Below are 12216 nucleotides of genomic sequence, written 5' to 3'. Positions count from 1 at the left end.
GACGGTGGGAACCGAATCGACAAAAGCGAGACGGGACGTGCCGAACCGCGGCGACGGTCGCGAGTCGCTGCAGGAACTCAGACGCGCCGGACGAGCTGATCCCGAACCGCCCGTTCGCGACGTTCGCAGCGATCGGACAGGCGGGCGACGGCCGTCAACACCGGGTGTGCGGTCGAGCGGTCGCGGTAGAGTCGGTCGACGAGCGGCCGGTGATCCACCCCGACGACGCCGCGGTTCGTCGTCGTCCGCAACGTTCGCTGTCGCTCCCGCGCGAGCTCCTCACAGTGGGTTCGCTGGCGCCGAAGCGTCTCGTGGCGAGCAGCGAGCTCCTCGAAGCCGAGCTCGAGGAGCCGCGGGGTGTCGTCGGATGCGTCCGAGCGTCGTGCCGATCATTGCAAGTGTCAACACGGAGGACGGGTACAATCATTTTAGGTCGGCCTAAAACAACGAGGGGATCGAGCAGGACGCTAATGGTCGTCGACTCCGTGGTCCGTCGCATGGCCGACAACCGCCCCGGCTCGACCGCCGATCGCCCGCCCGGACCCGACGGCCTCCCCCTCGTCGGAAACCAGCTCGCCTTCCTCCGTGATCCGTACGGGTTCATGACCGAGACCGCTCGCGAGTACGGCGACATCGCCTCGTGGGAGGATCCGATGGGAACGGTGTACCAGCTCAACCACCCCGACTACATCGAGCAGGTGCTGGTCGGGAACAACCAGAACTACGTCAAGGGCGACCAGTTCCAGCACATACTCCGACCGGTTACCGGAAACGGTATCCTCAACAGCGAGGGCGCGGTCTGGCGGCGAAACCGCCACCTCATCCAGCCGGCGTTCAACCCCGACCGGATCGAGGAGTACGCCGGGATGATGACCGGGTTCACCGAGGACGCACTCGAGGAGTGGGAGGACGGCCAGACCCGTCCGTTCCACGAAGACATGATGGAGGTGACGCTGCGGATCGTCGCCCGAGCGCTGTTCGGCGTCGACATCGACGACCACGTCGACACGATCGGCGAGAGTCTCGAGGAGTTCATGCTCGCCACCGAGAGCCTCTCGCATCTCGTCCTTCCGTCGGGGGTGCCGACCCCATCGAGGCGGCGCATCCGACGCGCGAGCGAGAGGCTCGACGCCGTCATCTATCCGCTGATCGAGGAGCGACGGACGAACCCGACCGATCGGGACGTCATCTCGAAGCTGCTCGAGACGACCGACGAGCGCGGGAACGCCCTCTCGGACGAGGGGATCCGCGACGAGGTCGTGACGCTGCTGCTGGCCGGCCACGAGACGACCGCCCTGTCGCTGACGTTTACCGCCCACCTCCTCGCGAGGAACCCGGCCGTCGAACGGCGACTGGTCGAGGAGCTCGAGACCGAACTCGGCGGGGAGACGCCGACGATGGCGGATCTCCCCGCCCTCGAGTACACGGAACGAGTGGTCAAGGAATCGATGCGGCTCTACCCGCCCGTGCCGGGGATCGTCCGCGAGCCCGTCAAGCCCGACATCGTCGGCGGCTACGAGATCCAACCGGGGGCGACCGTCCGGATGCACCAGTGGGTCGTCCACCGCGATCCGCGCTGGTACGACGATCCCCTCGCCTTCCATCCCGAGCGCTGGACCGACGAGATGGAGTCCGAGCTGCCGAAACTGGCCTACTTCCCGTTCGCCGCGGGGCCGCGACGGTGCATCGGCGACCGCTTCGCCATGCTCGAGGCCCGACTCCTCCTCGCGACGATCTACCAGGAGTACCACCTCGAGCTCGTTCCCGGAACGGAGGAGCTCGATCTGATGGCGACGATCACCGCCCGTCCGAAACACGAGATTCCGATGACCGTCCGGGAGCGGTAACCCGGATCGAGACTCAGTCCTCCCAATACTCGACGTCCTCGTCGAGCCGGTAGTAGCCGTGAAGCGAGCGCTCCCCCTCCCCGCCAGGCGGGGAATCGACGAAGACGCCGAACTTGTTCATTTCGGGGTAGACGGTGACGTCGGGTTCGGTCATCGTCGAGACCATCAGGTACCGGAGCACCCCATCGCTGTCGTTGACGATCTGGTGTCCGCCGTCCTCGTTCGCCGGAAGCGCCGCGAAGACGCCGTCCTCGAGCGGGAGCTCCCCGCGTTCACACCGCAAGATCCCCTCCCCCGCGAGGACGAAGATCGCCTCCTCGTTGGCGGTGTGGTAGTGGTAGGGCCACGATCGCTCGCCAGCGGGCAGTTCGTACAGGCTACAGCCGAGATCGGTCGCGTCGACGGCGCTCGAGAGCTGCTTGCGCCGGAACCGGGACGATCCCCGGTCGTACTCGGTCCACTCGAGGTCGGCTTCGTCGATGGCGTTCGTCATGCGAAGCGACGGTACTCCGGCCCTCGCAAAGAGTCCGCGGGGTCGGACGGGTCGACGGACGGAACGAGTCGATATCGGTTCCTGTGGCGATCGAAATCGACGAGCCGTAGCCGTGCGGACCGTCATGGGGGCTGGCGAACGACCGCCTCGATGGCACCGCACCGACCGCATCCGAACCGCCGATCCGGAACGATTGCGCTTAAGTTCCGGCGACCGAAATCGGGTGGTATGCAGAACAGAACCTACACTGCCGACGCCGAGCCGGGCGACGACGCGACGGTCGCCGGCTGGGTCCACGAGATCCGCGACCTCGGCGGGATCGCCTTCCTGATTCTCCGGGATACGACGGGCAAGATTCAGATCAAGTTCGAGAAAGACGAGATGGACGACGAGCTCGTCGAAACCGGCCTCGACGTCTCCCGCGAGAGCGTCGTGAAGGTCTCGGGCGCCGTCGAGGAGGAACCGCGCGCGCCGACCGGCGTCGAGGTCACGCCGGAGTCGCTCGAGGTCGTCGGCCCCGCTGACCCCGAGCTGCCGCTGGACCCGTCCGGAAAGGTCGACGCCGATCTCTCGACGCGACTGGACAACCGCACGCTCGACCTCCGGAAGGACGAGGTGCAGGCGGTCTTCGAGATCCGCTCGGAGATCCTGCGTGCGGCCCGCGATGCGTTCCGCGAGTTCCGCTGTACGGAGATCACGACCCCGAAGATCGTCGCCACCGGGACCGAGGGCGGCACCGAGCTGTTCCCGATCACGTACTTCGGCGAGGAGGCCTTCATGAACCAGTCCCCGCAGCTGTTCAAGCAGCTGATCGCGGGCTCGAACGTCGAGCGCGTCTTCGAGATCGGCCCGATCTTCCGCGCCGAGGAGCACAACACGCCTCGCCACCTCAACGAGGCGACCTCGATCGACTTCGAGGGCGCGTTCTGTGACGAACACGACGCGATGGACGTCGCCGAGGGGGTCGTCCGTGCGGCCTACGAGGCCGTCAACGAGAACTGCAGCGAGGAGCTCGAGGCGCTCGGCCTCGAGGAGACCTTCGAGGTTCCCGACGGCGAGTTCCCGCGACTCAGCTACGAGGAGGCTATCGAGCGTATCAACGCGACCGGCGAGCTCGACGAGCAGCTCGTCTGGGGCGACGACCTGCCGACCGAGGGCGAGAAGGCCCTGGGTGACGACGTCGGCGGCCACTACTTCATCACCGACTGGCCAAGCGAGATCAAGCCGTTCTACATCCAGGACCACGAGGACGACGAGCAGCTCTCGACTGGCTTCGACCTGATGCACCCGCGTATGGAGCTCGTTTCGGGCGGCCAGCGCGAACACCGCTACGAGCAGCTCATCGAAGGGTTCGAACAGCAGGGGCTCGACCCCGAGCAGTTCGACTACTACACGAAGATGTTCAAGTACGGGATGCCGCCCCACGCCGGCTTCGGGCTGGGTGGCGAGCGCCTGATCATGACGATTCTCGGCCTCGAGAACATCCGTGAGGCCGTTCTCTTCCCGCGAGATCGCCAGCGTTTGTCGCCGTAGGCGACAAACCTGAGAGCCAGCAAGGCTCGAACGAAGTGAGAGTCTTGCGGGATCGCCAACGTCTGAGCCCATAAGGGCGAAGCCGTTGAGAACGAGCAGGACGACGCTCCGTTTTCCCGCGTTCCTTTATTGCAACCGCCGTCGTGCGAGGCATGATGCTCTCGTTTCTCGTCTGTTACGGCACCGGTGAGGGACAGACCGCGAAGATCACCGATCGGATCGGCGGCGCGCTGGCGGCTCGAGGACACGACGCGACGACCGTCGACGCGAGCGAGCTTCCGCCGGACCTCGAACTGGAGACGTTCGACGCCGTCCTCGTCGGCGCGTCCGTCCACGCCGGGAAACAGCAACCGGCTGTCCGCGAGTTCGTGCGAGCCAACCGCGACGTCCTGAACGCGATGCCCACGGCGTTCTTCCAGGTGTCGCTCTCCTCGGCCGAGGAGCAGGGCGCGGAGCAGGCCGCGGAGTACGTCGAGCGGTTCTTCGAGGAGACCGACTGGCACCCCGATCGGATCGGCTACTTCGGCGGCGCATTGCGCTACTCGGAGTACGGCTTCCTCAAGCGACAGCTGATGAAGCTGATCGCCTCGCGAACGATCTCGGAGCTGCCCGACGCCGACGACGCTGGGGACGTCGAGTTCACCGACTGGGCGGCCGTCGAGGCGTTCGCCGCCGACGTCGCGTCGTTCGTCGAGGGACGCCTCGGAGTCACGCCACCCGAAGCCGACGGCGAGGACCCGCTCGAGTGAGGCGAACGCGACACGAAAAGTGCGACCTCGAGCGGGCGGCGTCTCGGAGTACGGGTAGCGGCGCTATCGCTTCGTCTTCAACGTCTCGAGCACGCGCTCGCCGTAGGCCGCAAGGGGTTCCTCGCTCGCGTCGACCGCTCGAACCCAGTTGACGTACCCCGTAAACCGACCGAAGTCGATCCCGTCGCGCTCGAGGATCGTCGCGTCGAGCGTGGCCGGATCCGTACTCGCGAGCACGTAGGGGACGTACGCGCCGGCGACGTAACCGACCTCTCGCAGCACGCCGGTCTCGGGCGCATCAGCAACGTACTCGAGGTAGAGGTAATTACGCTCGCGAACGAGACGGTCGACGGCGATCCCGTCGCGCTCGAGGGCCGTTCCGAAGCTCTCCGTATCGGTGGCGGTGGCCTCGAGCCCCGCCTCGAGGCCGGCGTCGAGTTCGTCGGTGAACTCGCGAACGGGAAGGTCCGGAAGCCGATACCCGATCGGCGTGTGATCCTCGACGGGGTCCGGTTCCGGCTCGTACCCCTCGTCGTGGTCGACGGTACAGCCGGCGAACGTCAGCGGTCCGACCGTCCCGACGGTCGCGAGGAGCGTTCGCCGAGAGAACGTACTCGGACGGTCCATCCCGGTTCCGTACTCGGGGACGAGACAAAACCGCTGGCCGAGAACGTGCAAGTCCTCCGTTTATGTGGCGGATGGTAATACCGCCAACGGATGGTCCTCGACGGCTTCGTCGCCGGCTTGCTGGTCGCGGGTATCGCGATCCTCGCCCTGATCGTGCTAACTCGCCTCCTCGAGGAGCGCGCGCTCTCCCTGCCGATCTTCTACCTCGCGCTGGGTGCGGTCGCGTTCACGCTCGTGCCGGAGCTGCCGTATCCCGACCCGATCGAGCACGCCGACGAGGCCGAGCGGTTGACCGAACTGGGCGTGATCGTCGCGCTGATGGGCGCGGGGCTGAAGATCGATCGTCGCGTCGGCTGGCCGGCCTGGGCGTCGACGACTCGGCTGCTCGCGATCACGATGCCGCTGTCGATCGCCGGCGCGGCGCTGCTGGGCTGGGGCGTCGCCGGACTCCTGCTCCCGACGGCGCTGTTGCTCGGGGCGGCGATCGCGCCGACCGATCCGGTTCTCGCTTCGGAGGTGCAGGTCGGACCCCCCGGCCGGAGCTCGCCGTCGAACTCGGACGGAAGCGGGACGGACGGTGACGACGCTGACGACGTTCGGTTCGCGCTGACCTCCGAAGCGGGCCTCAACGACGGCCTCGCGTTCCCGTTTACCTACCTGGCCGTCCTCCTCGCGTTCGTCGGCTACGCGCCGAGTCGGTGGCTCGGGCAGTGGCTGCTCGTCTACGTCGCCTACAAGATCGTCGTCGGCGTCGTGGGAGGAATCGTCGTCGGCTGGCTGCTCGCCGTCGTCGTCTTCCGGTTCTCGGCCGACTCGCCGCTCTCGCGGTCGGTGCAGGGACTCGAGGCCGTCGCGGGAACGCTGATCGCGTTCGCGGCGGTCGAACTCGTCGGCGGCTACGGCTTCATCGCGGTGTTCGTCGCCGCGCTGACGATCCGGGAGTACGAGCGCAGCCACGAGTACCACGAGGCACTCCACGGCGTCGCGGAGATGGCCGAACACCTGCTGATGGTCGCGATCATGGTGCTGTTCGGTGGCGCGCTCGCGAACGGGCTGCTCGCGCCGCTGACGCTCGAGGCGACCGTCGTCGTCCTTGGGATCCTGCTGGTCGTTCGTCCGATCGCGGGGATAGTCGGGTTTCTCGGCTCCGAACTCGCGTTCCGCAAACGGGCCGTCATCTCGTTTTTCGGCATCCGCGGGATCGGCTCGTTCTTCTACCTCTCGTGGGGACTCAACGCCGCACCGTTCCGCGAAGCCGAACTACTGTGGGCGATCGTCGGCCTCGTCGTCCTCGTCTCGGTCGTCGGTCACGGCGTGCTGGCGACGCCGGCGATGAATCGGCTCGTGGAGCGCTGAGGGAACCGGTCGACGCTCGAGCGGGCTCGTCAGTGAGCGATCCGGTCCGGCGTGACGGCGTCCTCGAACCGCTCGATGGCGTCCTCGCTCCCGCCGGCGATGAGGATATCGTCCTCTCGGACGACGAACTCGGCGGTCAGGTCGGTTCGAAGCTCCCCGTCTCGTTCGATGCCGATCACGGTACAGCCGGTTCGGGCCCGAAGGTCCGCGTCGCTGAGACTCATCCCGGCGAGCGACGGCGCTGCCGACCGGACGAACTCGAACTGGACCTGGGGCGTGACGATCTCGACCTCCTCGATCAGATGCGAGGCCAGGATCTCGCCGGTCACCGTCGGCAGGGAGAGGACGTAGTCGGCGCCAGCGTTGTACAGCTTCCAGACGGTGTCCGGATCGTCCGCGCGGGCGATGATCTCGATATCGGGATCGAGCTCCCGGATGACGAGCGTCGCGTAGATCGTGGTCGTGTCGTCGTCCAGCGCGAGAACGACTGTCTCGGCGTCCTTGATATCGACGTTCTCGTAGGTCTCTGGATCGGTCGCGTCGCCGACGACGTCGACGCCCTCCCGGTCCTCGTGGTCGATGACGGTGGTGTCGATGTTCGCGTCCCGGAGCGTCTCGGTCACCGACCAGCCGACGGTGCCGTACCCGCAGACGACGACGCGGGACGGGTGGTGGTGAGTCGGGATCGACCGGGCGGTGACGTCCTCGAACCCGCCGTGACCGCCCGCGACGAGGAGGATCGTGTTCTCCTCGAGGACGGTGTCGGGATCGGGGGAGATCACGAACTTGCCGCCGAGCCAGACGCCGACGATGGTGATCCCCTCACGGTCGAAGATTTCGGCCTCCCTGATAGTGCAGCCGGCGAGATCGCTGCCCTCCTCGATCAGGAGTTCGGTGATCTCGTAGTCGTTTTCGACCTCGATCACGCTCCGGAGCTTCTCGGCGAAGGAGATCGTCGCCCGCCTCCCGAACGCTTCGCCGAGTTGCTGGCGAGCCAGTACGATTTCGTCGGCGCCGGAGTACTCGTGGTACGTCGCCGTCTTGTAGTCCCGGACGACGCTGACGATCCGCATCTCGGGGTTGATTCGAAGCGCCGAGAGGATGATCGTCGGGTTCGCCTCGTCGTCGACGTCCGCGACGAGGGCGCGCGCTTCCGCGGCGTTGGCATTCCGGAGCGTCTGAATCTGCTCCGGATCGCCGTGGACGGCGTCGATCCCCCGATCGTCGAGCTCCGAGACCAGCTCGGGGTCGGGACTGACGAAGAGATAGGGGATCCCGACCTCGTCGAGTTCCTTCCGGAGTACGTCGTCGAGCGTCGAGTGACCACAGACGATCACGTGATCGGTGAGGGCGCTGGTCGTCGGCGGTTCCGACTCGAGGGCCTGTCGAAGCAGGGGGATCGCGAACAGCGGTAGCCCGAGGAAGACGAGCAGGACGCCGGTAAGGTTCATCCCGATCACCAAGAGGTTCAACACCGTGCTCTCCCACGGCGCGTGGCCGCCGAACCCGGCGGTCGTGAGCGACTCGATGACGACCTGCACGGCCTTGTAGAAGGGAATCTCGCGTCCCTCGAAGGTCAGCATCGCCCACTGGTACACCGTCGAGTAGACGACGATGATCGCGGCGACAGTCAGAAGTGCGTACCCGATTCGGCGACGCCAGTCCTTCATCGTTCTCTGGTATCAGACGGGAGCTATTAGGCTTTCGGTAAATACGACGCAATATTATTCGTATTGCGGAACTACTTAGGCCTTCAATTGCGGATTCGAAATCGAGATGAAGGGTGGCAAACGGTCCGTTCCTGTAGGGGTATCGCGTCTGGATTACGGACCGCGGCAGCAACCGAAAGGGAGGAACCATCTCGTCCCCTCGGTTACCCCAGATATGGGCATTCGTCTCGACGACGTCAACAAACGCATCATCCACGCGCTGATGCAGGACGCACGGAACACCTCCGCGCCGATGATCGCCGAGGACGTAGGCGTCTCGCCGGCGACGATCCGAAACCGGATCGACCAGCTGGAGAACGCGGGCGTTATCCGGGGCTACCACGCGAACGTCGACTTCGAGGCCGCCGACGAGATGCTCACGACGCTGTACACGGCGACGGCCCCGATCGAGGAGCGCCCGCGGCTCGCCCAGCAGGCACGGACGATCACCGGCGTCGTCAACGTCCGCGAGTTCGTGGCGGGCGAGGAGAACCTCCACGTCCTCGCTACCGGACCGGACGTCGAGGCGCTGAACGACGTCGCCCGCGAGCTGGCGAAGCTCGGCCTCGAGATCGACGACGAGAAGCTCGTCCGGACCGAGCAGTTTCAGGCCTACCACGCCTTCGGACCCGCGGAAACCCACCAGCAGTTCTCGGACTATATCAGCCTCGCGGGCGGGAACGAGGTCGTCGAGATCACCGTCGACGACAACGCGCCCATCGTCGGCAAGTCCTTGGAGCAGGCCGACGACGAGGGACTGCTCGAGGACGACACACTGGTGGTCTCGATCGAGCGCACCGACGACGTCCTGACGCCGACGGGCGGCACCGAGGTTCGGGCCGGCGACATCCTCACGGTCCTCTCCCGGAGTGACTTCGACGAGTCCGCCCTGAGAGCGTTCGAGGGGGTCGACGACTAACACGGCCGTCGAGTTCGGTCTCGATTGAGACCGTCGCTTCCGTAGAGTCGGCACGCTCGGTTCCGAAGCTGCGGACAGCGAAGAGCACGGTTTCACGGACTCCCGCAACTGTACGGCCTCGCAGCTCACGCATGCACATCTCGTTTTTATCTCTCGTTCCGGAATCGAGAGTAGGATTAATAATAGTGTACCTACAACGTCTACTACGGATGGGGGTACTCGACGCGCTACGAACCGGTAGACGTGGCACAGAGCTGTACGAGTGCAGAAACTGCGGTCGGAAGCTCGACGACCACGACGAGTGTCCTCACTGCGGGTCACAGGAGATCGCCCACTACGTGTTCTGAGCCCAGTGTGGTCAGCTCCGAGGAGTACACGCGTCCCGGACGCTCGTAACCGGTTTTTGCGTGTGGCGTCCGGAACGATCGTGAAAAGCGACGAACTCGAGCGATCGAAACCGTTCCGACTACGCGGAGAGCCGTTCGGCGACCGCCTCGGTGATCTCCCAGTGGGTCTCGTACGGCCCGCGGACCATCACGACGCTGCCGTCGGTCTGTTGCTTGACCGTCTCAGCGATCGATCCGTACAGGATTTTCGAGACGCTGCTTTTCTCCGAGACGCCAGCACAGACGGTGTCGTAGCCGTCGACCTCCTCGAGGATCGCCGACTGGGCGTCCTCGGAAACGAGCACCTTGCTCTCGTAGTTCTTGACCCCAGCCGTCTCTGCGACGTCCTCGATCACCGCTTCGCCCTGCGCGATCGGATCGTCGTCTTCGTCTCCGTCGCCGGGTGGTTGAACGTTCAGCAGCGTCGGCGTCGTTCCCGAGAGCGTCGCGAACTCGGCTGCGCGCCGGGCGGCCACCGGCGCGTGCGGTCCGGGACCGGCGAGCGCGACGACATCGCCGATCTCGTCCCGCCGGAGGTTGGCGATCGTTACGTCACACGGAGCGTTTTTTAACACGGGGTCGATCGTGGACCCGAAGATGTACTCCTTCGTCCGCCGTCCGTGCCCGCGATCGCCGAGCACCACCTGGTCAGCCGCTTCCTCCTCGAGCACCGTCAGCAGGGTCTGACCGATGTCGCGTCCGAGAATCGCCCGCGTTCGCAGGCTGATGTCGAGATCGGCGGCCGCCTCGCGGGCACTCTGAAGCAGTTCGCGCTGGGTTTCGACGCGCTGTTCCTCGAACTGAAGCTCCTGTTCGAGCGCCGTCTGGGTCGGAACCCGGGTAATGTTGACGGCGACGATTTCCGGCGTCTCGCCCTCGGAGTGAGTGCGCGCGCTGACCGCGGCGAGCCGAAGCAGGTTTTTCTGGGTCTCCGGGTTCGCGATCGGAACGACGACCCTGTATCGGTCCTCGTCGACGTCGACGCTGCCTCCCTCTGAACCGTTCACGATTGCGTCGCCGACGAGGCTCTGGTCGATATCCTGGCGTCGAGCGTACAGGAAGTACCAGACGATCCCGAGGACGATGATTCCGATCCCGATTCCGATGACGGCGAGGTTCATCTGTGTGATGACCAGCATCGAGAGTGCGATGCCGGCGATCGGTACCCACGGGTAGAGGACGGACGGGATCTCGAAGTCGGGCTCGTAGTCCTCCGGCTCCGCACGCCGAATGACGACGACGGCGGCGTGGACGAGCGAGTACGCGACGAGGAAGCTGAAGCTGGCCACCTCGGCCAGCACCTCGATAATCGCCTCGACCTGCAGGCCGGCGGCGACCAGCAGTCCGGTCAGGAGTCCGGTCGCGATGACGGCGCGGTGTGGCGTTCGGAACCGGCTGTGGGTCGTGTTCAACCAGTCCTGCATCAGGTTGTCTCGCCCCATCGCGAAGACGACCCGTGCGGCCGCGAGGATCGACGAGTTCGAGCTCGAGATCGCCGCCAGCGCCGCGGCGGCGACGATCGCGGCGACGCCAGCCGCCCCCATCGACACCTCGGCGACGTCGCCGACCGGGACGAGCGAGTCACCCAGTTCGTCGAACGGCACGACCCCGGTGCTGACGATCATGACGATCACGTACAGCAGGGTCACCGAGACGACCGAGAGGATCATGGTCAGCGGGATGTTCTTGCCGGGGTTCTTGACCTCCTCGGCGACGGTGGCGATGATCTCGAACCCGAGGAACGTGACGAAGACGAGCCCGGTCGTCGCGATGATCCCGCTCGGCCCCGTCGGCGCGAACGGCTCGAGGTTCGCAGCGTCGATATAGAAGAAGCCGACGACGAGGTAGACGACGATCACGACGAGTTCCAGGCCGATCATGACGTTCTGGAACGATCCCGACTCCTCGGTGCCGTAGTAGTTGACGCCAACGAGCAAGGCGAGCCCGAGTAGTCCGAACAGGATCACCAGCGCGCGGCCGCTGAAGAACGGGATCGGTTCGACGAGGTACTGCCCGAACCCGATCATGTAGAACGCGCTCGCGAACATCAGTCCGGTCCACATCCCCCAGCCGACGATGCTGCCGAAGAGACTGCCGAGCGCGCGGTTGACGTAGTGGTAGCTCCCGCCGGCGATCGGCATCCCGGTCGCCAGTTCCGACAGCGATATCGCCGCAAGCAGAGCGGCGAGCCCGGCGATTGCAAAGGAGATCGAACTTGCCGGACCGGCGCCCTCCGCAGCGATTCCGGGAAGAATAAAGATTCCGGCGCCGATCATCGTTCCGCCACCCATCGTCATCGCCTCGGTGAAACCGAGGTTGCGGGCGAGTTCTCCCTCGGTGTCGCTCACGAGCACCACCCGTCGGAGGCGACGTGCGAGCGAGCGTGGCCCGTTCGTTCCGTGTTTGCAGCACCCGAAGATGGCTGTACGACCCGACAAACAGATCGCTCGAGAAGACGACCGCCGAACGCGTGCGATAACACAGTAACCGAACAGTGGGTTTCCCGATGGATACGTACCGACTTGTAATATGCAAGGAGTCAGGTACGTTCTCCGCTCGGATACGGCGGGCCCCCGAAGAACGTCCGGCTACGCTCG

General features: G+C 65.6%; 11 protein-coding genes. 6 read left to right on the top strand and 5 right to left on the bottom strand.

Annotated features, from left to right (window positions below; translation table 11 throughout):
- Positions 1-77: 77 nt before the first annotated feature.
- Positions 78-251, bottom strand: a complete 174-nt coding sequence (locus tag QA609_RS19990; RefSeq protein WP_278304389.1) for a hypothetical protein — start codon at positions 249-251, stop codon at positions 78-80.
- Between the two features lie 246 nt (positions 252-497).
- Here QA609_RS19990 and QA609_RS19985 point away from each other — a divergent pair, with 246 nt between their 5' ends.
- Positions 498-1847, top strand: a complete 1350-nt coding sequence (locus tag QA609_RS19985; protein ID WP_278304428.1) for a cytochrome P450 — start codon at positions 498-500, stop codon at positions 1845-1847.
- 13 nt (positions 1848-1860) lie between these two features.
- Here QA609_RS19985 and QA609_RS19980 read toward each other — a convergent pair whose 3' ends face one another.
- Complete coding sequence (locus QA609_RS19980) at positions 1861-2340, bottom strand: cupin domain-containing protein (protein ID WP_278304388.1); 480 nt, start codon at positions 2338-2340, stop codon at positions 1861-1863.
- 228 nt (positions 2341-2568) lie between these two features.
- Between QA609_RS19980 and aspS the strand changes: the two genes are divergently transcribed.
- The gene (aspS, locus tag QA609_RS19975; protein ID WP_278304387.1) at positions 2569-3873 is read left to right on the top strand and encodes an aspartate--tRNA(Asn) ligase; all 1305 of its coding nucleotides are present in this window, start codon (positions 2569-2571) and stop codon (positions 3871-3873) included.
- A 155-nt stretch (positions 3874-4028) separates the two neighbouring features.
- Complete coding sequence (locus QA609_RS19970) at positions 4029-4622, top strand: flavodoxin domain-containing protein (protein ID WP_278304427.1); 594 nt, start codon at positions 4029-4031, stop codon at positions 4620-4622.
- 63 nt (positions 4623-4685) lie between these two features.
- Here QA609_RS19970 and QA609_RS19965 read toward each other — a convergent pair whose 3' ends face one another.
- Positions 4686-5249 carry a hypothetical protein gene (locus QA609_RS19965; protein WP_278304386.1) on the bottom strand — a complete coding sequence of 188 codons (564 nt, stop codon included), beginning with the start codon at positions 5247-5249 and terminating at the stop codon, positions 4686-4688.
- 90 nt (positions 5250-5339) lie between these two features.
- Between QA609_RS19965 and QA609_RS19960 the strand changes: the two genes are divergently transcribed.
- On the top strand, positions 5340-6605 hold the full coding sequence (locus QA609_RS19960) for a cation:proton antiporter (RefSeq protein WP_278304385.1): 1266 nt from the start codon (positions 5340-5342) through the stop codon (positions 6603-6605).
- 29 nt (positions 6606-6634) lie between these two features.
- On the opposite strand, the gene QA609_RS19955 is transcribed toward QA609_RS19960, so the two are convergent.
- A complete protein-coding gene (locus QA609_RS19955; protein ID WP_278304384.1) occupies positions 6635-8275 on the bottom strand; it encodes a potassium channel protein in 1641 nt (546 codons plus the stop codon).
- Between the two features lie 214 nt (positions 8276-8489).
- Between QA609_RS19955 and QA609_RS19950 the strand changes: the two genes are divergently transcribed.
- Together QA609_RS19950 and QA609_RS19945 are read left to right on the top strand one after the other, a co-directional pair.
- Positions 8490-9233, top strand: coding sequence for a TrkA C-terminal domain-containing protein (locus tag QA609_RS19950; protein ID WP_278304383.1), 744 nt, complete (start codon positions 8490-8492; stop codon positions 9231-9233).
- A 209-nt stretch (positions 9234-9442) separates the two neighbouring features.
- A complete protein-coding gene (locus tag QA609_RS19945) occupies positions 9443-9580 on the top strand; it encodes a hypothetical protein (protein WP_278304382.1) in 138 nt (45 codons plus the stop codon).
- 119 nt (positions 9581-9699) lie between these two features.
- Here the strand turns inward: QA609_RS19945 and QA609_RS19940 are convergent, their stop codons facing one another.
- Entirely contained in the window at positions 9700-11967 is a 2268-nt protein-coding gene (locus QA609_RS19940) for an amino acid permease (protein ID WP_278304381.1), read from the bottom strand.
- Positions 11968-12216 lie beyond the last annotated feature (249 nt).

The organism is Natronococcus sp. A-GB7 (assembly GCF_029688865.1).
Taxonomy (GTDB): Archaea; Halobacteriota; Halobacteria; order Halobacteriales; family Natrialbaceae; genus Natronococcus.
The sequence above is the reverse complement of the archived record's forward strand: the minus strand, read 5'-3'. Positions and strand labels throughout refer to the sequence as shown.